This window comes from Pseudomonas alkylphenolica, from assembly GCF_000746525.1.
GTDB classification, from domain to species: Bacteria; Pseudomonadota; Gammaproteobacteria; order Pseudomonadales; family Pseudomonadaceae; genus Aquipseudomonas; species Aquipseudomonas alkylphenolica.
In genome coordinates, this window is the sequence record NZ_CP009048.1 from 4,971,979 (window position 1) to 4,994,988 (window position 23,010).

The following is a 23,010-nucleotide window of genomic DNA, read 5'->3' on the forward strand; positions in this document are numbered from 1 at the left end:
CCCGGCACCGCCACTCAACGCGCGCGTACGGCGCCGGTATGCAGATCGGCCCAGATGTGGCCGTTGGCATAACTGAGAAACTGCACGTAGACGGTGTTGTTGCGCAGCAGGTCGACAATCACCTGATACTGACTGATCGGGTAGTTCAGGCTCAGGACTTTGCGCTTGTCGTCGAATACCGGTTTTTTCAGGCTCTTGCTCTCGGCATCGAAACTGATCAGCACCTGGCTGACCGTTGCCCCCTTGTTCATGGGCTTGCCCTTCAGGCGCAGGATCAAGGGTGAAGTCACCGGAATCGGCTGCTGGTTGGACTGACGCTGGTTGCCCACCACCACTGAGTAGTCGGTGACCTGTAGCAGTTGCTGGGCTTCGGGGGCTTCATGGCGTAGCGCCAGGTCGTCGGGCGGCAGGAACTGACTGTGCAAGGGGGCAGCAGCCAGGGGCATGCTCAGTAGCAGGAGAAAGGGGACAATCGCACGCATGACAGGCTCCTTGAGGCGGCCTGGCACTCTAGCATGGGATGACGCCATCGCGGGGCAAGCCCGCTCCCACAGTTCAATATCCTGTGGGAGCGGGCTTGCCCCGCGATCGGCCCTCAGAGTCCTTTGACGGCAAAGATACCGTTGGCGTTGCGCCAGTAACCCTTGTAGTCCATGCCATAACCGAACACGTAACGGTCAACGCAGCTCAGGCCACAGAAATCAGCCTTGAGCTCTTCACTGGCCTTGCGATCGTGATCCTTGTCGATCAGCACGGCGGTGTGCACGGCGCGGGCACCGGCGTGCTTGCAGAAGTCGATGATCGCGCTGAGGGTGTGCCCTTCGTCGAGGATGTCGTCGATGATCAGCACGTCACGGTCGATGAACGAGACTTCCGGCTTGGCTTTCCAGAACAGATCGCCACCGCTGGTCTGATTGCGGTAGCGAGTAGCGTGCAGGTAGGACGACTCAAGCGGGAATTGCAGGTGAGTCAGCAGCTTGCCGGCGAAAATCAGACCACCGTTCATCACGCAGAACACCACCGGGTTGCTTTCGGCCAGCACTTCGCTGATTTGCGCGCCAACGCGGGCAATGGCGGCCTCTACTTCGGCTTCGTTGTACAGGCAGTCAGCCTCTCGCATGACTTGACGGATATGCTCGAGATCAGCGGACATGGCGCTCTCCAGGGGGCTGCAAATGAGAAAAGCGGGCAAAGGTACGCATCCAAAGGCGTCAGATCAAGCATTTATGGACTAACGTCCAGAATGCCTATAGGACACACACGGCTGAATAGATTAATCTACCGCGGTTTTTTTGCCCGCCCCCGGAGCTTTTCCTATGCCTACCCGTGAGATCCGCCATCCGCTGATCCGTCACAAGCTCGGCCTGATGCGCCGCGCTGATATCAGCACCAAGAACTTTCGCGAACTCGCCCAGGAAGTCGGCACGCTCCTGACCTACGAGGCCACCAAAGACCTGCCACTCGAAACCTACGAGATCGAAGGCTGGTGCGGTAAGGTCCAGGTCGAGAAAATCGCCGGTAAGAAGATTACTGTAGTACCGATCCTGCGCGCCGGTATCGGCATGCTCGACGGCGTACTCAGCCTGATTCCAGGCGCCAAGGTCAGCGCCGTGGGCGTTGCCCGCAACGAGGAAACCCTCGAAGCGCACACCTACCTGGAAAAACTCGCCCCGGAAATCGACGAGCGCCTGGCGCTGATCATCGACCCGATGCTGGCAACCGGCAACTCGATGGTCGCCACCATCGACCTGTTGAAGAAAGCCGGCTGCAAGGACATCCGCGCCATGGTCCTGGTTGCCGCCCCTGAGGGTATCGACACCGTCGAGAAGGCCCACCCGGATGTACAGATCTACACCGCTTCGATCGACGAGCGCCTGAACGAACACGGCTACATCATCCCGGGCCTGGGCGATGCCGGTGACAAGATCTTCGGTACCAAGCAGAAGGACGCCTGAACATGCAGGATGAGTTCAACGACCCGCTCTGGCGCCAGGTCGTCTCCGGCGCGCAGATGCTCTTTGTAGCCTTCGGCGCGCTGGTGCTGATGCCGCTGATCACCGGCCTCGACCCGAATGTCGCGCTGTTCACCGCAGGTTTGGGAACTCTGCTGTTTCAGGTAGTCACCGGCCGTCAGGTACCGGTATTCCTCGCTTCGAGTTTCGCCTTCATCACCCCGATCATTCTCGCCAAAGGCCAGTTCGGCCTGGCCGAGACCATGGGCGGGGTCATGGCGGCCGGTTTCGTCTACACCTTCCTCGGCCTCGCGGTGAAGATCAAAGGCACCGGTTTCATCGACCGTCTGCTGCCACCTGTGGTGATCGGCCCGGTGATCATCTCGATCGGCCTGGCCATGGCTCCGATTGCCGCCAACATGGCGATGGGCAAGGCTGGTGATGGCACCGAACTGCTGCCTTACAGCACGGCAATGATGATTTCCATGCCAGCGCTGCTGACCACCCTGATCGTCGCCGTGTTCGGCAAGGGCATCTTCCGCCTGGTGCCGATCATCGCAGGTGTGCTGGTGGGCTTTGGTCTGTCGTTCTACTTCGGCGTGGTCGATACCGCCAAGATCGCCGCCGCCCCCTGGCTGGCCGTGCCGCACTTCACTGCGCCGGCGTTCAACTGGCAGGCGATCCTGTTCATCGTGCCGGTTGCCCTGGCGCCGGCTATCGAGCATATCGGCGGCGTGATTGCGGTAGGTAGCGTGACGGGGCGGGACTACCTGAAAAAGCCCGGCCTGCACCGCACCCTGCTCGGTGACGGTATCGCCACCACCACTGCCGGCCTGTTCGGTGGCCCACCCAACACCACCTACGCCGAAGTGACTGGCGCGGTGATGCTGACCAAGAACTACAACCCGAAGATCATGACCTGGGCAGCGGTTTTCGCCATTACCCTGGCCTTCATCGGCAAGTTCGGCGCCTTGCTGCAGAGCATTCCGGTGCCGGTGATGGGCGGGATCCTCTGCTTGCTGTTCGGCTCGATTGCGGCGGTGGGCATGAACACCATGATCCGCCACAAGATTGACCTGAGCGAAGCGCGCAATCTGGTGATCGTTTCGGTAACGCTGGTGTTCGGTATCGGCGGTGTACTGATCGGTAGCGGTACCGGCCCGGACGACTGGGGTCTGAAGGGCATCGCGCTGTGCGCGGTGGTCGCCATTGCCCTGAACTTGTTGCTGCCGGGCAATGACGGCTGGAAGAACAAGGCACAGGACTAAAAGCATCGCGGGGCAAGCCCGCTCCCACAGGGAGATCACAGAACCTGTGGGAGCGGGCTTACCCGCGATCAGCCCTCAAGCCTTTTCGCACATCCCTTTCAACGCCTGCACCCACTGCGGGTGATCGTTCAGGCACGGCACCAGCAGCAGCTCCTCCCCGCCCGCCGCAACAAACTGCTCACGCCCGCGATCGCCGATCTCCTCCAGCGTCTCGATGCAGTCGGCAACAAACGCCGGGCACATCACCAGCAGCTTTTTCACCCCTGACTTACCCAGCTCGTCCAGACGGGTTTCGGTATAGGGCTCGATCCATTTCGCCCGGCCCAAGCGCGACTGAAACGACACCGACCACTTGCCGTCGGGGATGCCCATTTTTTTCGCGAACGCCTGCGCCGTACGCAAACATTGGCCGCGATAGCAGACAGCGAGCATCTCGGGCGAAGAATCGCGACAGCAATCCTCAGCCTGAAAATCATGCTTACCGGTCGGATCGAGCTTCTTCAAATGTCGTTCGGGCAAGCCATGGAAACTCAGCAGCAGGTGGTCGTAATCCTGCTCAAGGTAAGGCCGGGCACTTTCCACCAAGGCGTCGATGTAATCTGGCTGGTCATAGAATGGCTGCAGCACAGCCAACTCCACCGGCAACTTGTGCTCGGCGATTACCTGCCTGGCCTGCTCGACCACGGTGGTCACCGTGCTATCGGCGAACTGTGGATAAAGCGGCGCCAAGGTAACCTTGCGCACGCCTTGCGCGGCCAGACGCTGCAGCACCGTCGGCAAGGACGGCTCACCATAACGCATGGCGATTTCCACCGGCCCATGCTGCCAATGCTCACGCATGGCGGCCTGCAAACGGCGGGTCAGCACCACCAGCGGCGAGCCTTCATCCCACCAGATCGAGGCATAGGCATGAGCCGATTGCTCAGGACGCTTGATCAAAATCAGCGACACCAGCAAACGACGCACCGGCCAGGGCAGGTCGATGACGTAGGGGTCCATCAGAAACTGATTGAGATAGCGGCGCACATCGGCCACCGAAGTGGAGGCCGGCGAGCCCAGGTTGACCAGCAGCAGAGCGTGATCGGTCATGCAACGTCCTATTTCAGAGGCGCCTGGACAAATCATCCAGCGCCGATTGCAAATCATTGAAGCGGAAGGTGAACCCCGCAGCGAGCAAACGCACCGGGCGTGCCCGCTGTCCGCCCAGCAGCAGGGTCGACAGCTCGCCCAACCCGGCCTTCAGCACCAGTGCCGGCAACGGCATCAATGCAGGACGATGCAGGGCGCGGCCCAGGCGCCTGGCAAACTCGCGGTTGCGTACAGGTTCCGGGGCGCAGGCATTATAAGGACCGCTGGCGTCCTTGTGCTGCAAGAGAAAATCAATCAGGGCGACCTGGTCGTCTATATGAACCCAGGGCATCCATTGCCGACCATCGCCAATCGGCCCGCCCAGGCCCAGTTTGAATGGCAGGCGCAGGCGCGACAAAAAGCCGCCCTCACTGGACAGCACCAGACCGGTACGCACCAGCACCACGCGTATGCCCAAGGCCTGGGCGTGTTGTGCGGTTTCTTCCCAGGCAATGCACAGCTGACTGGCAAAGTCCTCCTTGACCGGCTGCGAGGCCTCGGTCAGTTCACGTTCACCACCGTCGCCATACCACCCTACCGCTGACCCGGAGATCAGCACCTCTGGGCGCTGCTGACGGCTTTCGAGCCAGGCAAGCAACTGCTCGGTAAGGGTGATCCGGCTGCTCCACAGCAGCGCACGCCGACGCGCGCTCCATGGACGATCGGCAATCGGTGCGCCGGCCAGATTGATCACCGCATCGACAGGATCATCCGCGCCTAAAGCCTCGAGCCGGGCGATGCCCTGCACACCGACCCCACACAATTTGCCCACCTGTTCAGGGCGCCGGCTCCAGACCGTCAAACGATGACCTTGCGCCAACCAGCGCTGGCAAAGCTGTTGGCCTATCAATCCCGTACCGCCGGTCAGCAATATATGCATGGCTGTGTCCTCACATGGCGCACCCTGGTCTATTTTTAAGATCAAGGCACTTTTTTGACCGATCACTCTCGGATAAACATAGGCCAACCTGCGGTAATGAACGGAAGCACCTTATACAGAACTTACAGGATGTAAAGGTTTGCCCGGCAGAAGAGAAGTCTGCTCCCATAAGGTTCGAAGAGGCCATCATGACTGTACCTATTGCCATCATCGGTGCCGGTATCGCCGGGCTGTCAGCAGCCCAGGCACTGCAAAAAGCCGGGCAGACCGTCCACCTGTTCGACAAGGGGCACGGCAGCGGTGGCCGCATGGCCAGCAAACGCAGCGATGCCGGCGCCCTGGACCTCGGCGCCCAGTATTTCACTGCCCGTGACCGGCGCTTTGTCGATCAGGTCCAGCAGTGGGTCGCAGCCGGCTGGGCTGCAGAGTGGAAACCCCAACTTTACAACTACCAAAATGGCGTCCTGAGCCCATCGCCGGACGAACAGACCCGCTGGGTTGGCGTACCGCGCATGAGTGCCATTACCCGCGGCCTGCTCAAGGATGTGACAGTCAATTTCAGCTGCCGGATCGCAGAGGTCTATCGCGGCCAGCAGTACTGGCATCTGCAGGATACCGACGGCTGCAGCCATGGCCCTTTCAGCCGGGTAGTCGTTGCAGTGCCAGCACCGCAGGCGACCCAGCTGCTGGCCGCAGCGCCCAAGCTCGCCGCCACCGCCGCCAATGTGCAGATGGACCCGACCTGGGCCATTGCCCTGGCGTTCGATACGCCGCTGGACACTCCGATGCAGGGATGCTTTGTGCAGGACAGCTCGCTGGACTGGCTGGCTTGCAATCGCAGCAAACCGGGACGAGATGAACACATGGACACCTGGGTCCTGCATGCCACCTCAAACTGGAGCAAACAGCACATCGACCTGAGCAAGGACGCGGTGATCGAACAGCTCTGGGGAGATTTCGCCGAGCTGGTCGGCTGTGTGGTTCCTGCCCCCAACTTTTCCCTCGCCCACCGCTGGTTGTACGCTCGCCCGGCCAACAACCACGAATGGGGCGCCCTGGCCGACGCCGACCTGGGGCTCTATGCCTGCGGCGACTGGTGCCTGTCCGGACGTGTCGAAGGCGCCTGGCTCAGTGGCCAGGAAGCCGCACGCAGATTGCTCGAGCACCTGGAATGACTGCGCCGCAGCGTTGCGGATAATTCCTATACGAGAATCATGCAAAACAATTGACTCGCCTACATTTACTCCTATGATAAACCTTTACATAAATATTCTTATGTACAAGATTATTCGGAGTTCGCCATGGACGCGTCGCACGCCGCTCGCAAACCCAGAATCGCTGTCAGCGCCTGCCTGACCGGTGCCGAGGTTCGCTACAACGGCGGTCACAAGACCTCTCGACTCTGCAACGAGGTACTGGGACAGTATTTCGATTTCATTCCGGTCTGCCCGGAAATAGCCATTGGCCTCGGCGTTCCACGCGCGCCCATTCGCCTGACAGGCGATCCCGCCGACCCACAAGCGGTCAGCAGTCATGATCCGGCACTGGACCTGTCTGGCCCGCTGCGCGCCTATGGGCAGCAGATGGCCACGGACCTCACAGATATCTGCGGCTACATCTTCATGCAGAAATCGCCGTCCTGCGGGCTTGAACGGGTCAAGGTCTACAAGGCCAACGGCTATCCCGCCCACGAAGGCGGCCGCGGTCTTTATGCCGCTGCCTTTTGCCAGCAACGCCCGGACTTGCCGGTCGAAGAAGACGGCCGCTTGTGCGACCCGGTCCTGCGGGAAAACTTCATCACCCGCGTGTATGCCTTCGCCGCTTGGCAGCAGCTACTCGCCGAGGGACTCAGCCGTGGCGCCTTGATCGCCTTCCATGCGCGGTACAAGTACCAATTGATGGCCAACAACCCGCATCAGTACAAAGCACTGGGCAAACTGCTGGGCAGCATGACCCGCGACGATGATCCGCTGGAACTTGGCCCCCGTTACTTCAGCCAGTTGATGCAGGCGCTACGCCGCTGCGCCAGCCGCGGCAACCACAGCAATGTGCTGCTGCACCTGAGCGGTTATCTGCGCAAGGTGCTGAGCGAAGACGACAAACTGGAAATCCGGCAACTGATCCACCAGTACCACGACGGCATCGTGCCGTTGGTGGTGCCCCTGACGCTGCTCAAGCATCACTTGCGCGGTCATCCCGATCCCTACGTGCTGCAACAGGTCTACCTGCAACCGCACCCGGAAAACTTGAGCCTGCGCAATGCAATCTGAACAAACACCATGCAACTGATCTGGCTGCGCAGCGACCTGCGCGTAGACGACAACACCGCATTGTCCGCCGCATGCGAACAGGGGCCGACCCTGGCTGTCTGGCTGGTCAGCACACAACAGTGGCGCAGCCATGATGACGCCCCCTGCAAAGTCGATTTCTGGTTGCGTAACCTGGCAGCATTGAGCGAGCGCCTGGCCACGTTGAACATCCCGCTGCTGGTGCGCGAAGCCGACACCTGGGACCAGGCCCCTGATGTGCTGCTGCAGCTCTGTCGCGAGCACCAGGTTCAGGCACTGCACCTGAACGAAGAGTACGGTATCAACGAAAGCCGTCGCGATCAGGCTGTCAGCGAGATGCTGTCGCAGGCGGGCATTGCGGTGCATCGCCATCTGGATCAATTGTTGTTCAAACCCGGCAGCATCCTCACCCGCAGCGGTGGCTACTTCCAGGTCTTCAGCCAGTTTCGCAAAGTCTGTTACGAACGCTTGCACCTAGGCCTGCCCAGTCTACGGCCGCCGCTAATGCCCCAGGCACCGCTGGCGGTCGCCAACGATGCGCTCCCCACTCAGGTGCTGGGTTTCGCCGTGCCACCTGCCAGCCTGAGCGATCTCTGGCCTGCCGGTGAAACCGAAGCCCATGACCGCCTGCAGCGCTTTATCGATGAAGCCGTTGATGACTACCAGTTGCAACGGGACTTTCCCGCCGTTGCCGGCACCAGCCAACTCTCGCCTTATCTCGCAGCGGGCGTCATCTCCCCTCGTCAGTGCCTGCTTCGTGCCTTGGCGCACAACCACGGCGAGTTTGACAGTGGCAACACCGGGCTGGTGACCTGGATCAACGAGCTGATCTGGCGTGAGTTCTACAAGCACATCCTTAACGGCTACCCGCGGGTGTCGCGCCACCGCGCCTTCCGCCAGGAGACCGAGGCACTCCCCTGGCGCCACGCACCCGATGAGTTGAAAGCCTGGCAGGAAGGCCGTACCGGCATTCCGATCATCGACGCGGCCATGCGTCAACTGCTTGCCACCGGCTGGATGCACAATCGACTGCGGATGGTCGTGGCGATGTTCCTGACCAAGAACCTGTTGATCGACTGGCGCGAAGGCGAGCGCTTCTTCATGCGCCACCTGATTGATGGCGACCTGGCCGCCAACAATGGCGGCTGGCAGTGGAGCGCCTCCACCGGAACCGATGCGGTGCCTTACTTCCGGATCTTCAATCCGATCAGCCAATCCCGGCGTTTCGACAGTCAAGGCTGGTTTATCAAGCGCTGGTTGCCAGAGCTGGCAGCCTCCGATGAAAAAAACATTCATAACCCAATGCCACTTGCACAGTTATTTGCTACAAATGATTACCCACAACCCATTGTGGACCTCGGTAGCAGTCGCCAACGTGCCTTGAATGCTTTCAAGAATTTGTCCACGCGGCAGGTTGAGGAATTACCTTTTGAATAACTCCATTACCAATCGTGTTTGGGTTACCGGCGCCAGCAGCGGCTTAGGGCTTGCCCTGGTCGAGCAGTTACTGGAACAGGGCTCTCGAGTAGCTGCCAGTGGCCGGGCTTGTGAACTCCTGCAAGACTTGTCCCGGCAGTATCCTGAAAGTTTGCTGTTACTCGACGGCAATCTGAGCGAGCCGTATGCAGCACAAGAAGCCGCCAGACAGATCACTGATCACTGGGGTGCGCTCGACTGCCTGATTCTCAACGCTGGAACTTGCGACTACTTGGCGATCGATACGCCGGCCCCGGCCATTTTCGAAGGGATTGTCAGCAGCAACCTTAGCGCCACCCGGCACTGCCTGGAAAGTGCCTGGCCTCTGTTGCAACACGACAACCCGCCTCAGGTGGTCGGTATTCTCAGCCGCTATTCAGTGCTGCAGCTGGATGACCCCGGCCAACCGGCGACAGTGGACAATAGTTTGATCCAGCTACTCAACAGCCAGCGCGCCGCCCTCGCCGCCCAGGCCATAGACCTGACGATCATTGCTCCACTGGATCTGAAGTTTGCGCAGGTGTCGGAGCAGGTTGCTCCAGAACAATGGACGGCGCACACCGCCGCTGAGGTCATCCTCGATCGCCTGCCTGATCGCCCCGCCAACCTGGTGCTGGAGGCCCTGCACCTGAACGACCTCTGGCCACTACCCAGGTAGCCTCTCAGCCCTGCAATCACTGCAGGGCCGAAGCAGGTTTACAACGGCATGCGGTAATGGAGTGCGTAGCTTTCCGTACCATCGTTAGGTGTTTGCAGCCCGCCATTGGAATAGTGGATGGCGCGCACGCCAACTTCATGACCGCCGGCGAATCGCAGACCGAAACCGATCCGGTCTTCGAACTGGAAAGATGATCCCAGTTCATTGTTTTCAATCTCTGTGCTGGAGAATGCCGCTACCCCGATACCCGCCTCGATATAGGGTTTGACTGATTCGCCAGCAAACTCATAGACGAACACCGGTGCGAAGGAAAGACTGTGGTTACTTGCCGTCTCATCTCCATCCCAATAGGTGTAGCCCGCATCCCAATAACCGGTAATCCGACCAACACTAGTTTGCCACCAACTGGCATCCCAGTTCGATTGCAGCCCCAGGCGATAGGTCATGGTCGATTCGCCGGTCTGTCCAACTGAAAAAGAAACATCTGCCGCTTGCGTTGAAAACGATTGCCCCAGGGTTACGGCTGCAAGTGCAGCCACACAAAGCAGTTTCTTCATGAGAAACGTCCTTTTCCTAATGCTATTGTTGGCTCTTCTGTCTCGTCGGACAAAATGATAGAAATCGGTGCGGCGGCGTTAGTTCAGCAGAATGTTCAGTGCCCATCACACTTCTTACACTGAGAAGCTTCGCACACTGTCAGATTTATTCCACAACATTGGAAGTATCTTTCGCAAATGTTCCGGGCTTGAACTGGTCCAGAACTGTGCCTCACGCGCAGGGCCATCAGACAGCAGCCGCCGCTCGCCCAGCAGCCGTTGCAACTGGCGGGCGACGGCAGCACCGGTGTCGATAATGGCAATGGATGGCGGCACCATCTGTGCCAGCAGCGGCTTGAGGAAAGGGTAATGCGTACAACCCAGGATCAAGGTGTCGCAGCCCGCTGCAAGCAAGGGCGTCAAATAGCCCTGCAGCAAGTCACGCAGGGCCGGACTGCTCAAATCTCCCGCCTCGATGCACTCGACCAGCCCGGGGCACGGCTGAGTCACTACCTGTACATCGCTGGCAAAGCGGTCGAGCAGCGCCGCGAACTTGGCGCTCTGCAGCGTGCCGGTAGTGGCCAGCACCCCTACCACGCCACTCCGGGTGGCGGCAGCAGCGGGCTTTACCGCAGGCTCCATCCCGACCAGCGGCCAGTCTGGATAGTGCTCACGCAGGTCGGCTACCGCAGCGACGGTGGCGGTGTTGCAGGCGAGCACCATGGCCTTGGCACCTTGCTCGCGGAAAAACTCGGCGACCAGGCGGCAACGCTGACGGATGAATTCAGGAGACTTCTCACCATAGGGAATATGCCCGCAGTCGGCGACGTACAGCAGTGACTCATTGGGCAGCAAGCGCTGGATTTCTGCCAGCACCGACAAACCACCGACACCGGAATCGAAGACGCCTACCGGCGCTGCCACCTGATCAGTCATCGTGCCCGCCACAGACACTGCACCCCGGATCACGCTTGACGCGCAACTCACGAAAGCGACTGCCCAGCGCATCGATCAGCAGCAAGCGCCCGACCAGTGGCTCACCGAAGCCGGCCAGAAGCTTGAGCGCTTCAAGGGCCTGCAAGCTGCCCACCAGACCTACCAGTGGACCGACGACCCCGGCTTCGCTACAGGTCAGCTCGGCGTCACTGCCATGACCATAGAGGCAGTGGTAGCAGGGGCTTTCAGGGCGACGCGGATCGAACACCGACAACTGCCCCTCCAGGCGAATCGCCGCACCGCTGACCAACGGTTTGCCTTGTGCCACGCAAGTGGCATTGACCGCCTCGCGGGTGGCGAAATTGTCGGTGCAGTCGAGCACCAGGTCGACCGCCTGCACAGCGGCCGTCAGGGAGTCTTCATCCAGAGCGCTACGGTGGGCAACCAGGCGCACCTCGGGGTTAATCGCCTGCAAGCGGTTCAACGCCGAGTCGACCTTGCTCAGCCCCACCGAGGCAGTGTCGTGCAGGACCTGACGCTGCAAATTGGTCAGGTCGACCGTGTCGAAATCCGCCAGGTGCAGTTCACCGACACCCGCCGCCGCCAGGTACAACGCCACGGGCGAACCCAGGCCACCGAGGCCGACGATCAATACCCGGCTGTCTTTGAGCCGCAGTTGCCCGTCGATATCGACCTGAGCCAGGAGGATCTGCCGGCTGTAGCGCAATAGTTCCTGATCACTCAGCACGACAGTCGCCCCAGGCTGATTCGTTCATGGCCGCCGAGATCGATGCGGCTTTCGATTTGTTCGAAGTCGTGCTGAGCCAGCAACTCGCGCACCGCTGCAGCCTGATCGTAACCGTGCTCGAGCAGCAACCAGCCACCCGCCTGCAGATGCGCAGGCGCCTGGCTGATGATCACACGCAGGTCGTCCAGGCCATCGGCCCCCGCCACCAGCGCGCTACTCGGTTCAAAGCGCACATCGCCCGCCACCAGGTGCGGATCTTCGGCAGCGATATATGGCGGATTGCTGATGATCAGATCAAAGCGCTCGCCCTTGAGAGCGTCGAACCAGTGGCTGCTGCGCACCTGGACATTGTTCAGTTGCAAGCGCTGGCGGTTGCGCTCGGCCAGGGACACAGCCTCAAGCACGCGGTCCACCGCCATGACCTGCCACTGCGCCCGCTCACTGGCCAGGGCCAGGGCAATGGCGCCGGTACCGGTGCCCAGGTCCAGCACGCGAACCGGGCTCAGCGGCAACAGCTCGAGGGCAGTCTCAACCAGCAGCTCGGTGTCCGGACGCGGAATCAGGGTATGCGGTGCGACTTCCAGGTCCAGGTTCCAGAAACCTTGCTGCCCGAGGATGTAGGCCACCGGCTCGCCGCTACGGCGGCGCTGCAGGTACTCGGCGAAGACCAGCGCCGCTTCGCTGCTGACGATCCGCTCAGGCCAGGTGTGCAGATAACTGCGCGACTTGCCGATGGCGGCCGCCAACAGCAGCTCGACATCCAGGCGCGCGGTTGGCGAATCCGGTAGCTCCGCGGCGCGGAGCAGGCTGGCGATAATCGTCATTTACTCACCCAGTGCAGCCAGTTGGTCAGCCTGATACTCGGCCAGCAGCGGTTCGATCACCGCGTCCACGCCACCGGCCAGGACATCATCGAGGGAATACAAGGTCAGGTTGATACGGTGATCCGTAACCCGGCCCTGTGGATAGTTGTAGGTACGAATCCGCTCGGAGCGGTCGCCCGAGCCGACCAGCAGCTTACGCTCGCTGGCAATGGCATTCTGCGCAGCGCTGGTCTGCATGTCGTTGAGCTTGGCCGACAGCCAGGACATCGCCCGTGCACGGTTCTTGTGCTGGGAACGCTCTTCCTGACACTCGACCACAATACCTGTAGGCAAGTGGGTAATGCGCACCGCCGAGTCGGTCTTGTTGATGTGCTGACCACCGGCACCGGAGGCACGGTAGGTATCCACGCGCAGGTCGGCCGGGTTGATCTCGATCGCCACATGCTCGTCGGGCTCGGGCAGTACCGCCACGGTGCAGGCCGAGGTGTGGATACGGCCCTGGGATTCGGTTTCCGGCACGCGCTGGACACGGTGGGCACCGGACTCGAACTTCAGTTTGCCATAGACATAGTCGCCCTCGACCCGGGCGATGATTTCTTTGTAGCCGCCGTGTTCGCCCTCGTTTTCCGAGAGAATTTCCAGGCGCCAGCCACGACGTTCGGCGTAGCGCGAATACATGCGGAACAGGTCGCCGGAGAAAATCGCCGCCTCGTCACCACCGGTACCGGCGCGAATTTCCAGGAACACGTTGCGCCCGTCGTTGGGATCCTTGGGCAGCAGCATGCGCTGCAGCTGGTTCTCCAGTTCGGCCAGTTGCTCCTTGGCTTCGCGCACTTCCTCTACGGCCATTTCGCGCAGGTCGGGATCGCTGTCCTTGAGCAGCGCCTGGGCACCGGCCAGGTCGTCCTGCACCTTGCGCCACTGGGCGTAAGCCGCAGCCACGGGCTCGACTTCGGCATATTCGCGGGAATAGGCGCGAAAGCGAGTCTGGTCGGAAATGACTTCAGCATCACCCAGCAGGGCGGTCAATTCCTCGAAACGGTCCTGGAGGGTGTCCAGCTTATTGAGCAGCGACGCTTTCATTGCGGGGTTTTATCCGTCGAACCCTCATTGAGGGCAAAGAGTTCCTGAGCCATGGCCAACGCATCGAGGCGGCCTTCGGCAGAGAGCTTTTTCAGTTGCACACTGGGTGCATGGAGCAATTTGTTGGTCAGCCCGCGCGCCAGTTGCACCAGCACCTCTTCGGCGCTGCCACCATTGGCCAGCATGCGCTGGGCCTTTTGCAGTTCTTCGTCGCGCAGGCGTTCGCTCTGCTGACGGTATGCCTTGAGCACATCCACCGCCGCCAGCTCGCGCAGGCGCACCATGAAGTCTTCGGCGCCCACCGAGACCAGCTCTTCGGCGGCCTGGGCAGCGCCCTGGCGGCTCTTGAGATTCTCGGCGACCACGTCGTGCAGGTCATCGACGGTATACAGGTAGACGTCGTCCAGCTCACCGACTTCTGGCTCGATGTCGCGCGGCACCGCGATATCGACCATGAAGATCGGCTTGTGCCGGCGCAGCTTCAGCGCACTTTCCACCGCGCCCTTGCCAAGGATCGGCAACTGGCTGGCTGTGGAGCTGATGACGATATCGCTGTTGACCAGTTCCTGCGGAATATCCGCCAGCAACACCGCATGGGCACCAAATTGCTCGGCCAGGGTACTGGCCCGCTCCAGGGTGCGGTTGGCGACCACGATACGCCGTACGCCCTGCTCGTGCAGGTGCCGCGCCACCAGGGTGATGGTTTCGCCGGCGCCAATCAACAGCGCCTGGCTGCGACCCAGATCGCTGAAGATCTGCTTGGCCAGGCTGACAGCGGCAAAAGCCACCGACACCGGGTTTTCGCCGATGGCGGTATCGGTGCGCACCTGTTTGGCGGCACTGAAAGTCGCCTGGAACAGCCGGCCAAGCAGCGGACCGATGGTCCCGGCTTCGCGCGCCACGGCGTAGGCAGACTTCATCTGCCCGAGAATCTGCGGCTCGCCAAGCACCAGCGAGTCGAGCCCGGACGCCACCCGCATCATGTGCCGGACCGCATCATGGTCCTCATGAATGTAGGCACTGGCGCGCAGTTCATCGAGGCTCAGCTTATGGTATTCGGCCAGCCAGCGCAGAATGCTCTCTGCTGCCAGGTGGTCCTGCTCTATATAGAGCTCGCTGCGGTTACAGGTCGAAAGGATCGCAGCCTCACGGCTGGCGGTCAGTCGGCAGAGCTGCTGCAAGGCGTCCACCAGCTGCTCAGGTGTAAACGCCACGCGCTCGCGTACGTCTACCGAGGCAGTCTTATGGTTGATACCGAGGGCAAGAAAGGCCATGCAAGGTCGCTGATTATGACGAGAAGCCGATAATTGTCCTACTTCGCAGGTTTCAGAACAACCTCCGCTCGCTATTGTCTCTATAGTCTACCTCTACCGAGACCTTCGCTTATGGGTTTGCCCCGGCGCTTGTGTCATGATGATCCGACCGCCGGTAAGCCGCCCAAATCCTCATTATGAATAGATCCTACGCGTTGTTCCTTGCCTTGGCCCTGCTCCAGGGCTGCCAGACCCTGGCCCCCGACTCGACGGATGCCCAGGCGCCTGCCCTCGATGCAGCACAAAAGCCGGCGGACAAGCCGGTGGTCTATGGGTCGTTTACCCAGGAAACCGTGTACAACCTGTTGAGTGCGGAACTGGCAGGCCAGCGCAATCGCTTTGATATAGCCCTGGACAACTATGTCAGTGAGGCAATCAAAACCCAGGATCCCGGCATTTCCGAGCGCGCCTACCGCATTGCCGAATACCTGGGCGCCGATCAATCCGCCCTGGATACCGCACTGATCTGGGCGAAAAACGCTCCGGACAACCTTGATGCGCAACGCGCTGCTGCCATCCAGCTGGCACGCGGCGGCCGCTACGACGACTCCATGGTCTATATGGAGAAAGTGTTGCAGGGCAAAGGCGACACCCATTTCGATTTCCTCGCCCTGTCGGCCGCCGAAACCGACCAGGACACCCGCGACGGCCTGCAGAAGAGCTTCGATCGCCTGCTGCAGAAATACCCGGACAATGGCCAGCTGGTATTCGGCAAGGCCTTGCTTCTGCAGCAGGACGGTAATTCCCAGGCGGCACTGGACTTGCTTGAAGCGCATCCGCCCGAAGAAGGCGAGATCGCTCCGGTGCTGCTGCGCGCGCGCCTGCTGCAAAGCGTGGGCCGCGGTGAAGAAGCCCTGCCATTGCTGCAGAAAACCATCCGCCAGAACCCGGACGACAAGCGTCTGCGCCTGACCTACGCCCGCACCCTGGTGGAACAGGATCGCCTGGACGACGCCAAGGTCGAGTTTGCCAGCCTGCTTGAGCAATACCCGGATGACGACGAGCTGCGTTACTCCCTGGCGCTGATCTGCCTGGAAACCAAGAACTGGGATGAAGCGACCGGATACCTGCAAGAACTGATCGAGCGCGACAGCCACGTCGACTCGGCACACCTGAACCTGGGGCGCATCCATGAAGAGCGCAACCAGCCGCAGGCAGCCCTGGACGAATACGCCCAGGTCGGACCGGGCAACGACTATCTGCCAGCACAACTGCGTCAGGCCGACATCCTTGTGGCCAATGGCCGTAGCACAGAAGCTTCACGGCGCCTGGCGCTGGCCCGCGACACCCAGCCGGACTACGTCATCCAGCTGTACCTGATCGAAGCCGAGGCACTGGGCAACAACGACAAGGATGCCCAGGCCCTGCAAGTGCTGGAACAAGCCCTGAAGCAGTATCCAGACGACAACAACCTGTTGTACACCCGCGCCATGCTGGCCGAGAAGCGCAACGACCTGGCCCAGATGGAAAAGGACCTGCGCAGCATCATTGCCCGCGAGCCGGAAAACGCCATGGCCCTCAACGCCCTGGGCTACACCCTGGCCGACCGCACCACGCGCTATGCCGAAGCCAAGGCGCTGATCGACAAGGCTCACCAGATCAACCCGGACGACCCCGCGGTGCTCGACAGCCTGGGTTGGGTCAACTATCGCATGGGCAATCTCGACGAAGCCGAGCGCCTGCTGCGCCAGGCCCTGGAGCGCTTCCCCGACCACGAAGTCGCCGCGCACCTGGGCGAAGTGCTCTGGGCCAACGGCAAGCGCCGCGAAGCACGCCAGATTTGGGCCAAAGCTTTCGAAGCCCAACCCGACAGCCCTATCCTGCGCAAGACCGTCTTGCGCCTGACCGGTTCCGAGACTCTTTAAGCCTATGTTTTTGCGCCACTGCATCACCTTCAGCCTGATCGCCCTGCTCGCCGGTTGTGCCGGCTTCGGCTCCCGTGAAGCCCTCCAGGGCCAGGGCAGCCCACAATTGTGGCGCGAGCACAAACAACAGCTGAGCACCCTCGACGGCTGGCAGATCAACGGTAAGGTCGGGATCCGCGCGCCCAAAGATTCCGGCAGCGGTACCCTGTTCTGGCTGCAGCGCCAGGATTACTACGACATTCGCCTGTCCGGTCCGCTGGGCCGTGGCGCCGCACGCCTGACCGGTCGCCCGGGCGGGGTTGTGCTTGAGGTTGCCAACCAGGGCCGCTTCGAAGCGAAAAACCCGGAGGCCTTGCTCGCAGAACAGCTCGGCTGGGAATTGCCGGTATCGCACCTGGTCTGGTGGGTACGCGGCCTGCCCGCACCGGACAGCAAGAGCCAGCTGACCCTGGGCCGCGACAGCCGCCTGGCCAGCCTCAAGCAGGATGGCTGGGACGTACAGTACCTGAGCTATACCGAGCAGAACGGCTACTGGCTGCCCGAGCGCCTCAAGCTGCACGGGCAAAATATCGACGTGACCCTGGTGGTCAAGGACTGGCAGCCGCGCCAGCTGGGGCACTGATATGACCCAGCTGACCCTGCCGGCCCCGGCCAAGCTCAACCTGATGCTGCACATTCTTGGTCGCCGTGCCGATGGCTACCACCTGCTGGAAACCCTCTTCCAGTTTCTCGACTATGGCGATGAGCTGTCGTTTGCCGTGCGCGAAGACGGCGAAATCCGCCTGCACAGCGACATCGAAGGCGTCCCCCATGACAGCAACCTGATCGTCAAGGCCGCCCGTAAACTGCAGGCCCTGAGCGGCTGCAAGCAAGGCGCCGACATCTGGCTGAAAAAAATCCTGCCCATGGGCGGCGGCATCGGCGGTGGCAGTTCGGATGCCGCCACCACCCTGCTCGGCCTCAATCACCTGTGGCAGCTCGGTTGCAGCGAAGACCAACTGGCAGAACTGGGCCTGAGCCTGGGCGCCGACGTGCCGGTTTTCGTCCGTGGCCACGCGGCATTCGCCGAAGGCGTCGGCGAGATCCTCACCCCGGCAGACCCGGAAGAACCCTGGTATGTCGTGCTGGTGCCACAAGTATTTGTAAGTACAGCAGAAATTTTTTCACATCCGCAGTTGACACGTGATTCCTTGCCCCTTAAGATGCGCCCCGTTCCCAAGGGAAACAGTCGAAATGACTGCCAACCGGTAGTAGAGCAGAGTTACCCAGAAGTACGTAACTCACTGAGTTTGCTAAGCAAATTCACTGATGCTAGGCTCACCGGAACTGGAAGTTGTGTGTTTGGGGCCTTCCCAAGCAAAGCTGAAGCTGATAAAGTTTTGGCCCTTCTTGCAGATACCCAAACAGGATTTGTAGCAAAGGGAAGCAACATTTCAATGTTGCATCGCAAGCTGCAAAGTCTGCTCTAGGAATCGAGTACAAGGTACTCGCAGCAACAAATACAGGGGCGTCGCCAAGCGGTAAGGCAGCAGGTTTTGATCCTGCCATGCGTTGGTTCGAATCCAGCCGCCCCTGCCATTTTCCTTATACTCATCCAGGTATACCCTCAGCCTTCAGGTACTGCGCGTGTCCAAGATGATGGTCTTTACGGGGAACGCTAACCCCGATCTGGCTCGGCGTGTCGTACGTCAGCTGCATATCCCTCTCGGTGACGTCTCTGTCGGTAAATTCTCCGACGGCGAAATCAGCACTGAGATCAATGAAAATGTTCGCGGTAAAGACGTTTTCATTATTCAGCCGACTTGCGCGCCAACCAACGATAATCTGATGGAACTGGTAGTGATGGCTGATGCCTTCCGCCGCTCCTCAGCGTCTCGAATCACTGCCGTGATTCCTTACTTCGGATATGCCCGCCAGGATCGCCGTCCGCGTTCGGCGCGTGTAGCTATCAGCGCCAAAGTCGTCGCTGACATGCTCACCGTCGTTGGTATCGACCGTGTTCTCACTGTCGACCTGCACGCTGACCAGATCCAGGGTTTCTTCGATATTCCGGTAGATAACATCTACGGCTCCCCCGTTCTGGTGGATGACATCGAAGACCAGCGTTTCGAGAATCTCATGATCGTGTCCCCGGACATCGGCGGCGTTGTGCGTGCACGTGCTGTTGCCAAGTCCCTGGGCGTCGATCTGGGTATCATCGACAAACGCCGTGAAAAGGCCAATCACTCCGAAGTGATGCACATCATCGGCGACGTCGAAGGACGTACCTGTATTCTCGTCGACGACATGGTCGATACCGCCGGCACCCTGTGCCATGCGGCCAAGGCCCTGAAAGAACACGGCGCTGCCAAGGTTTACGCCTACTGCACGCACCCTGTCCTGTCGGGTCGGGCGATCGAGAATATCGAGAACTCCGTGCTGGACGAACTGGTGGTTACCAATACCATCCCGTTGTCCGCAGCCGCACAAGCCTGTGACCGTATCCGTCAACTGGATATCGCACCGGTAGTTGCTGAAGCGGTTCGCCGCATCAGCAATGAAGAATCGATCAGCGCGATGTTCCGCTGAGGGTTTTGCCCTCGCGAACCTTTCGTTGACGAAAAGCGCCCCGCCCCAACACCTGTTGTTGGGGCGGGGCTTTTTGCCCACCCCGTTTGGCGCTGGTCGCAAACGCCTGCGGGAGATGGCTATTTTGGAGATACAAAATGACTGATTTCATCCTGAACGCCCAAGCGCGTACCGACCTGGGGAAAGGTGCGAGCCGCCGCCTGCGTCGTCTCGCCGCCCAAGTCCCTGCCGTTGTATACGGCGGCGACAAAGAGCCAGCTTCCATCACCATGCTGGCTAAAGAAGTTGCCAAGCTGTTCGAAAACGAAGCTGCTTACAGCCACGTTATCGAGCTGAACATCGACGGCAAGAAAGAAAACGTCGTTGTTAAAGCCATGCAGCGTCACCCAGCCAAGCAGTTCATCATGCACGCTGACTTCGTCCGCGTTGTTGCTGGCCAGAAACTGACCGCTATCGTTCCTGTGCACTTCATCAACGAAGAAGCTCCGGTCAAGAAAGGCGGCGAAATCTCCCACGTAGTGGCTGAGATCGAAGTTTCCTGCGAAGCCAAAGACCTGCCTGAGTTCATCGAAGTCGACCTGGCCAAAGCCGAAGTCGGCACCATCATTCACCTGTCGGACCTCAAAGCTCCGAAAGGCGTTGAGTTCGTTGCTCTGGCCCACGGTGATGACAAAGCTGTTGCCAACGTTCACGCTCCGCGTGTTGCGCCTGAAGCTGCAGAAGGCGCTGCCGAGTAATCTACTCAGCACGCCGGCGTTGATCGGGTTACAGTGCCCCGCACTGTAACCCCCAACTCCAAGGAAGAGCCCCTGACGTGACCGCCATCCAACTGATCGTCGGCCTGGGAAACCCTGGCCCCGAATACGAACAGACCCGGCATAACGCAGGGGCTCTTTTCGTAGAACGCATTGCCAGCGCCCAGCGTGTCAATCTGACTGCTGACCGCAAGTATTTCGGCCTGACGGCTAAATTCAGCCATCAGGGCAAAGACGTTCGTCTACTGATTCCGACCACCTACATGAACCGCAGCGGCCAGGCCGTTGCCGCACTGGCGAACTTTTTCCGCATCCCGCCAGATGCCATCCTGGTGGCCCACGACGAACTCGACCTGCCCCCTGGCGTCGCCAAGCTCAAGAAAGGCGGCGGCCATGGTGGGCACAACGGCCTGCGCGACATCATTGCGCAGCTCGGCAACAACCAAGACTTTCACCGTCTGCGGCTTGGCATCGGCCACCCGGGTGACAGCAGCAGGGTCTCCGGTTTTGTCCTGGGCAAGGCGCCGCGCGCCGAACAGGAAAAGCTGGACGCCAGTATCGATTTTGCCCTCGGCGTGCTGCCGGACATCCTCGCCGGCGACTGGACGCGTGCGATGAGAGAGCTGCACAGCCAGAAGGCCTGACTCCACGAAGAGGGATTCACCATGGGTTTCAATTGCGGCATCGTCGGTCTGCCCAACGTCGGCAAGTCCACCCTGTTCAACGCCTTGACCAAATCCGGTATCGCGGCTGAGAACTTCCCCTTCTGCACCATCGAGCCGAACAGCGGCATCGTGCCGATGCCTGATGCGCGTCTGGATGCGCTGGCGGCCATCGTCAAGCCGAACCGCGTGCTGCCGACCACCATGGAATTCGTCGACATCGCCGGCCTGGTTGCCGGTGCCTCGAAAGGTGAAGGCCTGGGCAACAAGTTCCTGGCCAACATCCGCGAAACCGACGCCATTGCTCACGTGGTGCGCTGCTTCGAAGACGAGAACGTGATTCACGTCTCCAACAGCGTCGACCCCAAGCGCGACATCGAGATCATCGACCTGGAACTGATCTTCGCCGACCTCGACAGCTGCGAGAAGCAACTGCAGAAGGTTGCGCGTAACGCCAAGGGCGGCGACAAGGATGCCCTGGCCCAGAAAGCCATCCTCGAAAAACTGATCCCGCACTTCACCGAAGGCAAGCCTGCGCGCAGCCTGATGAAGAGCATGGCTGACGACGAGAAGGCACTGATCCGTGGCTTCCACCTGCTGACCAGCAAGCCGGTGATGTACATCGCCAACGTTGCTGAAGACGGCTTCGAGAACAACCCGCACCTGGACATCGTGCGCGCCATCGCCGAAGAAGAAGGCGCTGTCGTGGTACCGGTGTGCAACAAGATCGAAGCGGAAATCGCCGAGCTCGACGAAGGCGAAGAAAAGGACATGTTCCTCGAGGCCCTGGGCCTGGAAGAGCCCGGCCTTAACCGCGTGATCCGCGCAGGCTACGGCCTGCTCAACCTGCAGACCTACTTCACTGCCGGTGTTCAGGAAGTCCGCGCCTGGACCGTGCGTGTCGGCGCCACCGCCCCTCAGGCGGCAGGCGTGATCCACACCGACTTCGAGAAAGGCTTCATCCGTGCCGAAGTGGTCGCCTATGACGACTTCATCCAGTACAAGGGTGAAGGCGGTGCGAAAGAAGCCGGCAAATGGCGTCTGGAAGGCAAGGACTACATCGTCAAGGACGGTGATGTGATGCACTTCCGCTTTAACGTCTAAGCCGTCTGCGGGCCCTGCCGGGCTCCGATGCACACAAAACCCCTTGAGGATATCCGCCTCAAGGGGTTTTTCTTTTCCATTGAGCCGCGTCAGGTCCCTCTGAGACCACCCTGTCTATACTCAGATCCACTTTCACTGACGAGGTATCGGCGCATGGCAAAAAAGAAAGAAAAGCAGCGTAGCGCAGAGCGTCTACCCCGCAAGGAATACGAAGAGCAGCTAAAAGCCCTGCACATCGAACTGGTCAAGCTACAGCAGTGGGTGGTGGCCAAGGGTTTGAAAGTCTGCGTCGTCTTCGAGGGACGTGATGGCGCTGGCAAAGGTGGCACCATCAAGGCCATCACCGAGCGGGTCAGCCCGCGGGTGTTCCGTGTTGTCGCACTGCCGGCACCGACCGAGCGGGAAAAGAGCCAGATGTATGCCCAGCGCTACATCCAGCACATGCCGTCGGCGGGCGAAGTGGTGATCTTCGACCGCAGCTGGTACAACCGCGCAGGCGTTGAACGGGTGATGGGCTTCTGCTCCGACGACCAGGCGAAAAAGTTTCTCAGCGTGGTCCCGCACTTCGAGAAGATGCTGGTCGAGTCCGGCATCATCGTCATCAAGTACTGGCTGGAAGTCAGCGCCGAAGAGCAGCAGCGGCGCCTGGAAGAACGCATCACCGATGGCCGCAAGATCTGGAAGCTGTCCCCTATGGACCTGAAGTCGTTCAGCCGCTGGGACGACTACACGCGCGCACGCGATGAGATGTTTGCCGCCTCCGACTCCTCCTGGGCCCCTTGGTACATGGCGCACTCCGAAGACAAGCGGCGGGTACGCCTGAACATCATCAGCCACTTGCTTGGACAGGTCCCCTACGAGGACATCACCCAGGAACAGAAGATCAAGCTGCCAAAGCGCGGCAAGATCGGGCAGTACAAGAGCAGCCACTACCCGTCCCGGATGATTCCCGAACGCTTCTGAGGC

The 23,010-nt window shown here is 60.5% G+C and carries 24 protein-coding genes and 1 tRNA gene; 15 read left to right on the forward strand and 10 right to left on the reverse strand.

Features of this window, described 5'->3' with window-relative positions; all coding sequences use genetic code 11:
* Window positions 1–14 precede the first annotated feature (14 nt).
* Together PSAKL28_RS22840 and PSAKL28_RS22845 are read right to left on the reverse strand one after the other, a co-directional pair.
* Window positions 15–482, reverse strand: coding sequence for a hypothetical protein (locus tag PSAKL28_RS22840; protein ID WP_038614716.1), 468 nt, complete (start codon window positions 480–482; stop codon window positions 15–17).
* Between the two features lie 113 nt (window positions 483–595).
* Window positions 596–1,153 carry a hypoxanthine-guanine phosphoribosyltransferase gene (locus PSAKL28_RS22845; protein ID WP_038614718.1) on the reverse strand — a complete coding sequence of 186 codons (558 nt, stop codon included), beginning with the start codon at window positions 1,151–1,153 and terminating at the stop codon, window positions 596–598.
* Window positions 1,154–1,316: 163 nt separating this feature from the next.
* Between PSAKL28_RS22845 and upp the strand changes: the two genes are divergently transcribed.
* Together upp and PSAKL28_RS22855 are read left to right on the forward strand one after the other, a co-directional pair.
* Window positions 1,317–1,955, forward strand: coding sequence for a uracil phosphoribosyltransferase (gene upp / locus PSAKL28_RS22850; protein ID WP_038614720.1), 639 nt, complete (start codon window positions 1,317–1,319; stop codon window positions 1,953–1,955).
* Window positions 1,956–1,957: 2 nt separating this feature from the next.
* On the forward strand, window positions 1,958–3,220 hold the full coding sequence (locus PSAKL28_RS22855; RefSeq protein ID WP_038614722.1) for a uracil-xanthine permease family protein: 1,263 nt from the start codon (window positions 1,958–1,960) through the stop codon (window positions 3,218–3,220).
* A gap of 75 nt (window positions 3,221–3,295) precedes the next feature.
* Here PSAKL28_RS22855 and hemH read toward each other — a convergent pair whose 3' ends face one another.
* Together hemH and PSAKL28_RS22865 are read right to left on the reverse strand one after the other, a co-directional pair.
* A complete protein-coding gene (hemH, locus tag PSAKL28_RS22860; RefSeq protein ID WP_038614724.1) occupies window positions 3,296–4,309 on the reverse strand; it encodes a ferrochelatase in 1,014 nt (337 codons plus the stop codon).
* Between the two features lie 13 nt (window positions 4,310–4,322).
* Complete coding sequence (locus PSAKL28_RS22865) at window positions 4,323–5,228, reverse strand: TIGR01777 family oxidoreductase (protein WP_038614726.1); 906 nt, start codon at window positions 5,226–5,228, stop codon at window positions 4,323–4,325.
* Between the two features lie 188 nt (window positions 5,229–5,416).
* Between PSAKL28_RS22865 and PSAKL28_RS22870 the strand changes: the two genes are divergently transcribed.
* The 4 genes from PSAKL28_RS22870 to PSAKL28_RS22885 all read left to right on the forward strand — a co-directional run bounded on the left by PSAKL28_RS22870 (window position 5,417) and on the right by PSAKL28_RS22885 (window position 9,650).
* Window positions 5,417–6,403, forward strand: a complete 987-nt coding sequence (locus PSAKL28_RS22870) for an NAD(P)/FAD-dependent oxidoreductase (protein WP_038614728.1) — start codon at window positions 5,417–5,419, stop codon at window positions 6,401–6,403.
* 126 nt (window positions 6,404–6,529) lie between these two features.
* Window positions 6,530–7,498: a YbgA family protein gene (locus PSAKL28_RS22875; RefSeq protein WP_038614730.1), complete on the forward strand. Its 969-nt coding sequence runs from the start codon at window positions 6,530–6,532 to the stop codon at window positions 7,496–7,498.
* Between the two features lie 9 nt (window positions 7,499–7,507).
* On the forward strand, window positions 7,508–8,953 hold the full coding sequence (gene phrB, locus PSAKL28_RS22880) for a deoxyribodipyrimidine photo-lyase (RefSeq protein WP_038614732.1): 1,446 nt from the start codon (window positions 7,508–7,510) through the stop codon (window positions 8,951–8,953).
* Window positions 8,946–9,650 (forward strand): SDR family NAD(P)-dependent oxidoreductase, encoded by a 705-nt coding sequence (locus tag PSAKL28_RS22885; RefSeq protein ID WP_038614734.1) that lies wholly within the window; start codon window positions 8,946–8,948, stop codon window positions 9,648–9,650. The genes phrB and PSAKL28_RS22885 overlap by 8 nt, the downstream gene beginning before the upstream one ends.
* 38 nt (window positions 9,651–9,688) lie before the next feature.
* Here PSAKL28_RS22885 and PSAKL28_RS22890 read toward each other — a convergent pair whose 3' ends face one another.
* The 6 genes from PSAKL28_RS22890 to hemA all read right to left on the reverse strand — a co-directional run bounded on the left by PSAKL28_RS22890 (window position 9,689) and on the right by hemA (window position 15,051).
* On the reverse strand, window positions 9,689–10,207 hold the full coding sequence (locus tag PSAKL28_RS22890; RefSeq protein WP_038614736.1) for an acyloxyacyl hydrolase: 519 nt from the start codon (window positions 10,205–10,207) through the stop codon (window positions 9,689–9,691).
* Between the two features lie 114 nt (window positions 10,208–10,321).
* On the reverse strand, window positions 10,322–11,122 hold the full coding sequence (murI, locus tag PSAKL28_RS22895; RefSeq protein WP_038614738.1) for a glutamate racemase: 801 nt from the start codon (window positions 11,120–11,122) through the stop codon (window positions 10,322–10,324).
* Window positions 11,115–11,870 (reverse strand): molybdopterin-synthase adenylyltransferase MoeB, encoded by a 756-nt coding sequence (locus PSAKL28_RS22900; protein ID WP_038614740.1) that lies wholly within the window; start codon window positions 11,868–11,870, stop codon window positions 11,115–11,117. The genes murI and PSAKL28_RS22900 overlap by 8 nt, the downstream gene beginning before the upstream one ends.
* Entirely contained in the window at window positions 11,864–12,694 is an 831-nt protein-coding gene (gene prmC / locus PSAKL28_RS22905; RefSeq protein WP_038614742.1) for a peptide chain release factor N(5)-glutamine methyltransferase, read from the reverse strand. Before prmC ends, PSAKL28_RS22900 begins: the two co-directional genes overlap by 7 nt.
* Window positions 12,695–13,777 carry a peptide chain release factor 1 gene (prfA, locus tag PSAKL28_RS22910; protein ID WP_038614744.1) on the reverse strand — a complete coding sequence of 361 codons (1,083 nt, stop codon included), beginning with the start codon at window positions 13,775–13,777 and terminating at the stop codon, window positions 12,695–12,697.
* Entirely contained in the window at window positions 13,774–15,051 is a 1,278-nt protein-coding gene (hemA, locus tag PSAKL28_RS22915) for a glutamyl-tRNA reductase (RefSeq protein WP_038614746.1), read from the reverse strand. Before hemA ends, prfA begins: the two co-directional genes overlap by 4 nt.
* Window positions 15,052–15,227: 176 nt before the next feature.
* Between hemA and PSAKL28_RS22920 the strand changes: the two genes are divergently transcribed.
* The 9 genes from PSAKL28_RS22920 (at window position 15,228) to ppk2 (ending at window position 23,007) form a co-directional block, all read left to right on the forward strand.
* Complete coding sequence (locus PSAKL28_RS22920) at window positions 15,228–16,955, forward strand: tetratricopeptide repeat protein (protein WP_038614748.1); 1,728 nt, start codon at window positions 15,228–15,230, stop codon at window positions 16,953–16,955.
* A 4-nt stretch (window positions 16,956–16,959) separates the two neighbouring features.
* Window positions 16,960–17,577 carry a lipoprotein insertase outer membrane protein LolB gene (gene lolB, locus PSAKL28_RS22925; protein WP_038614750.1) on the forward strand — a complete coding sequence of 206 codons (618 nt, stop codon included), beginning with the start codon at window positions 16,960–16,962 and terminating at the stop codon, window positions 17,575–17,577.
* A 1-nt stretch (window position 17,578) separates the two neighbouring features.
* Complete coding sequence (ispE, locus tag PSAKL28_RS22930) at window positions 17,579–18,424, forward strand: 4-(cytidine 5'-diphospho)-2-C-methyl-D-erythritol kinase (RefSeq protein ID WP_038614752.1); 846 nt, start codon at window positions 17,579–17,581, stop codon at window positions 18,422–18,424.
* A 34-nt stretch (window positions 18,425–18,458) separates the two neighbouring features.
* Window positions 18,459–18,533, forward strand: a tRNA-Gln gene (locus PSAKL28_RS22935).
* Window positions 18,534–18,581: 48 nt separating this feature from the next.
* Complete coding sequence (locus tag PSAKL28_RS22940) at window positions 18,582–19,523, forward strand: ribose-phosphate pyrophosphokinase (protein ID WP_009405962.1); 942 nt, start codon at window positions 18,582–18,584, stop codon at window positions 19,521–19,523.
* 137 nt (window positions 19,524–19,660) lie between these two features.
* Window positions 19,661–20,260, forward strand: a complete 600-nt coding sequence (locus tag PSAKL28_RS22945; RefSeq protein ID WP_038614755.1) for a 50S ribosomal protein L25/general stress protein Ctc — start codon at window positions 19,661–19,663, stop codon at window positions 20,258–20,260.
* A gap of 77 nt (window positions 20,261–20,337) precedes the next feature.
* On the forward strand, window positions 20,338–20,922 hold the full coding sequence (gene pth, locus PSAKL28_RS22950; protein WP_038614756.1) for an aminoacyl-tRNA hydrolase: 585 nt from the start codon (window positions 20,338–20,340) through the stop codon (window positions 20,920–20,922).
* 21 nt (window positions 20,923–20,943) lie between these two features.
* On the forward strand, window positions 20,944–22,044 hold the full coding sequence (gene ychF / locus PSAKL28_RS22955; RefSeq protein WP_038614758.1) for a redox-regulated ATPase YchF: 1,101 nt from the start codon (window positions 20,944–20,946) through the stop codon (window positions 22,042–22,044).
* A gap of 153 nt (window positions 22,045–22,197) precedes the next feature.
* Window positions 22,198–23,007, forward strand: coding sequence for a polyphosphate kinase 2 (ppk2, locus tag PSAKL28_RS22960; RefSeq protein WP_038614760.1), 810 nt, complete (start codon window positions 22,198–22,200; stop codon window positions 23,005–23,007).
* Window positions 23,008–23,010 lie beyond the last annotated feature (3 nt).

What these genes read in the sequence shown, in the direction of transcription:
- PSAKL28_RS22840 (WP_038614716.1), bottom strand. Translation starts at nt 482, where the DNA reads ATGCGTGCGATTGTCCCCTTTCTCCTGCTACTGAGCATGCCCCTGGCT.
- PSAKL28_RS22845 (WP_038614718.1), bottom strand. Translation starts at nt 1,153, where the DNA reads ATGTCCGCTGATCTCGAGCATATCCGTCAAGTCATGCGAGAGGCTGAC.
- upp (WP_038614720.1), top strand. Translation starts at nt 1,317, where the DNA reads ATGCCTACCCGTGAGATCCGCCATCCGCTGATCCGTCACAAGCTCGGC.
- PSAKL28_RS22855 (WP_038614722.1), top strand. Translation starts at nt 1,958, where the DNA reads ATGCAGGATGAGTTCAACGACCCGCTCTGGCGCCAGGTCGTCTCCGGC.
- hemH (WP_038614724.1), bottom strand. Translation starts at nt 4,309, where the DNA reads ATGACCGATCACGCTCTGCTGCTGGTCAACCTGGGCTCGCCGGCCTCC.
- PSAKL28_RS22865 (WP_038614726.1), bottom strand. Translation starts at nt 5,228, where the DNA reads ATGCATATATTGCTGACCGGCGGTACGGGATTGATAGGCCAACAGCTT.
- PSAKL28_RS22870 (WP_038614728.1), top strand. Translation starts at nt 5,417, where the DNA reads ATGACTGTACCTATTGCCATCATCGGTGCCGGTATCGCCGGGCTGTCA.
- PSAKL28_RS22875 (WP_038614730.1), top strand. Translation starts at nt 6,530, where the DNA reads ATGGACGCGTCGCACGCCGCTCGCAAACCCAGAATCGCTGTCAGCGCC.
- phrB (WP_038614732.1), top strand. Translation starts at nt 7,508, where the DNA reads ATGCAACTGATCTGGCTGCGCAGCGACCTGCGCGTAGACGACAACACC.
- PSAKL28_RS22890 (WP_038614736.1), bottom strand. Translation starts at nt 10,207, where the DNA reads ATGAAGAAACTGCTTTGTGTGGCTGCACTTGCAGCCGTAACCCTGGGG.
- murI (WP_038614738.1), bottom strand. Translation starts at nt 11,122, where the DNA reads ATGACTGATCAGGTGGCAGCGCCGGTAGGCGTCTTCGATTCCGGTGTC.
- prmC (WP_038614742.1), bottom strand. Translation starts at nt 12,694, where the DNA reads ATGACGATTATCGCCAGCCTGCTCCGCGCCGCGGAGCTACCGGATTCG.
- prfA (WP_038614744.1), bottom strand. Translation starts at nt 13,777, where the DNA reads ATGAAAGCGTCGCTGCTCAATAAGCTGGACACCCTCCAGGACCGTTTC.
- hemA (WP_038614746.1), bottom strand. Translation starts at nt 15,051, where the DNA reads ATGGCCTTTCTTGCCCTCGGTATCAACCATAAGACTGCCTCGGTAGAC.
- PSAKL28_RS22920 (WP_038614748.1), top strand. Translation starts at nt 15,228, where the DNA reads ATGAATAGATCCTACGCGTTGTTCCTTGCCTTGGCCCTGCTCCAGGGC.
- lolB (WP_038614750.1), top strand. Translation starts at nt 16,960, where the DNA reads ATGTTTTTGCGCCACTGCATCACCTTCAGCCTGATCGCCCTGCTCGCC.
- ispE (WP_038614752.1), top strand. Translation starts at nt 17,579, where the DNA reads ATGACCCAGCTGACCCTGCCGGCCCCGGCCAAGCTCAACCTGATGCTG.
- PSAKL28_RS22945 (WP_038614755.1), top strand. Translation starts at nt 19,661, where the DNA reads ATGACTGATTTCATCCTGAACGCCCAAGCGCGTACCGACCTGGGGAAA.
- ychF (WP_038614758.1), top strand. Translation starts at nt 20,944, where the DNA reads ATGGGTTTCAATTGCGGCATCGTCGGTCTGCCCAACGTCGGCAAGTCC.
- ppk2 (WP_038614760.1), top strand. Translation starts at nt 22,198, where the DNA reads ATGGCAAAAAAGAAAGAAAAGCAGCGTAGCGCAGAGCGTCTACCCCGC.